This window comes from Mycobacterium sp. IDUB_17 (genome assembly GCF_055419465.1).
Genome location: NZ_JBVAXS010000001.1, coordinates 1,020,080 through 1,022,316, shown reverse-complemented (window position 1 = coordinate 1,022,316; position 2,237 = coordinate 1,020,080). Strand labels below are relative to the sequence as shown.

General features: G+C 63.2%; 2 protein-coding genes. One reads left to right on the top strand and one right to left on the bottom strand.

Annotated features, from left to right (window positions below; genetic code table 11):
- Positions 1-17 precede the first annotated feature (17 nt).
- Positions 18-248 (bottom strand): MbtH family protein, encoded by a 231-nt coding sequence (locus ACZYZ7_RS04920; RefSeq protein WP_135454568.1) that lies wholly within the window; start codon positions 246-248, stop codon positions 18-20.
- 576 nt (positions 249-824) lie between these two features.
- Between ACZYZ7_RS04920 and ACZYZ7_RS04915 the strand changes: the two genes are divergently transcribed.
- Positions 825-2,231 (top strand): cytochrome P450, encoded by a 1,407-nt coding sequence (locus tag ACZYZ7_RS04915; RefSeq protein WP_450069237.1) that lies wholly within the window; start codon positions 825-827, stop codon positions 2,229-2,231.
- The last annotated feature ends 6 nt before the right edge of the window (positions 2,232-2,237 follow it).

Genomic DNA, 2,237 nt, shown 5'->3' with positions numbered 1-2,237 from the left:
CGGTCGCGACCCACCGATTACTGGTCAACAGTCCGACCCTGTGCCAACCTCTCGCGAAGACTCTTCGGCCTGATGTCGCCCCAATGTTGCTCGATGTACTCCAGGCAGGCGGCGCGGTCCGCCTCGCCGTAGACCACCCGCCATCCGGCCGGAACATCTGCGAAGGCCGGCCACAAGCTGTGTTGCTCCTCGTCGTTGATCAAGACGAAAAAACTGCCGCTGTCGTCGTCGAATGGATTGATGCTCACCAGTTCTCCACACCATCGAGGCAAGTTAAATGGAACACGTTCTAAACCTATCCTAAGCAGCCCGGTGCGCAGCCAGTTTCAGGAAAATCGTCAATATTTGCTGCTCGCCATGGGTCACCCGGCGTGTTGCACCGTGTCCCATGGTCGGATCAACGTTAACGCGACGAATTAGCCACCACCCCTTGGTCTGCGCAGGGTAGACCACCCACTGGTGCAGCCAACACCGGCAGTCGCGCCGGTGTTGTCAGTGTGTGCCAAATTTGCTCGCCGATAAGCACATGCAATCGCGGGGAGCCGTCGAGCCACTGGGCGGCCGCTTAGAGTCCGTCAGCGAGACGAATTCAATCGATCAAACATGCTGGGCATCCGCTCAGGGCTCCGGCGGGAGATGCTCTCCGCAGAAAGGGCCCAGCACCCAACCCGACAACGTACGGTTGAGTAATACCGTAGGCCCGGAAGCTGCGACCGTGGATCGAGCCGGAGTGTGTGCTCCCGCAGCCGGCGATCAGCGTCGGTCGCAGGCCGAGGTCGTCGTGCCGGCAGCCGTACCGTCTAGTAGCTAGGGATCACGTAGAAGTGAGCAATACCGCGAAAACCGCACTGCCGCCTGGACCTCCGCTCCCCATGGTGGTGCAGTCCGCGTTGATGGCGGGCTTCGGCCTACGCTTTCTGAGGTGGTGCCAGAGCCGCTACGGAAATATGTTCACGTTACGTATTCCACTCTCAGGCACAGTCGTGTACCTTGCCGACCCCGCCGACATCAAGACCGTATACGCCGGTGACCCCCGTGTCTTTCACTCTGGCGAAGCGCATTGGTTTTTTCGTGGACTTCTCGGAGACAGCTCACTCTTCGTGCTCGACGAGGACGCACACCACTCCTTGCGTCGCCTGACGATGCCGGCGTTCCACCGCGACGCCGTCGCCCAACAGGCCGCTCAGATGACCGAGATTGCGGCCGCGAATATCGCAGGCTGGCCTGTCGGCAAGACCTTCCCGGTAGCGCCGATGACGACAGAGATCACGCTCGAGGTGATCCTGCGGACCGTGATCGGCGCCAGCGACCCGGCGCGACTGGCCGCGCTGCGTAAGGTGGTGCCACGGCTGCTCTACATGAAATCGTGGGAAACGCCGGCGATTACGAAGCCGAGCCTGCGACGCTACTGGCCGTGGCGCGGAGTCGGACGACGATTCGCCGAAACGGACGCCCTGCTCTACGCCGAGATCGCCGACCGTCGCGCCGACCCGAACCTGGCCGAGCGCACCGACGTGCTGGCCATGCTGGTCCGCGCCACCGACGACGACGGACGCACCATGTCCGACAGCGAACTGCGCGACCAGCTGCTGACTGCGATCGCAGCCGGACATGAGACCACCGCGACGGCACTGTCCTGGGCTCTGGAGCGGCTGACCCGCCACCCTGACTCGCTGGCAAAGGCCGTGCAGGCCGCCGATGCCAGCGCGGCAGGCGATCCGGCCGGAGATGAATACCTCGACGCGGTGATCAAGGAGACGCTTCGGATCCGTCCGGTGCTGTTCAGCTCGGGCCGGGTCCTCAAGAAGCCGACCGAGATTGGCGGATATCGGCTTCCGTCCGGCATCATGGTCGACCCGGCGATCGGGCTCGTGCACGCCAGCCCTGCGGTGTATCCAGATCCGGATAGGTTCGACCCGGAACGAATGCTCGGCACCACCGTGAGTCCGACGACCTGGCTGCCGTTCGGCGGCGGAAACCGCCGCTGCCTCGGTGCCACCTTCGCCATGGTCGAGATACGGCTCGTACTACGTGAGATCCTGCGCAGGGTCGAATTGGGCACCACCACTGCAGCCGACGAGAAGCAGAGGCCGAAGCACGTCACCTTCGTGCCGCATCGCGGCGGGGTGATTCATGTTCGCGGAATCAGAGACATCGCACCGACTTCGCCGGCGGCAATGACGTCACAATGTCCAGCAAACGTCCACGGGTCGGGCAACTCGCAGAAGTAGATTCGT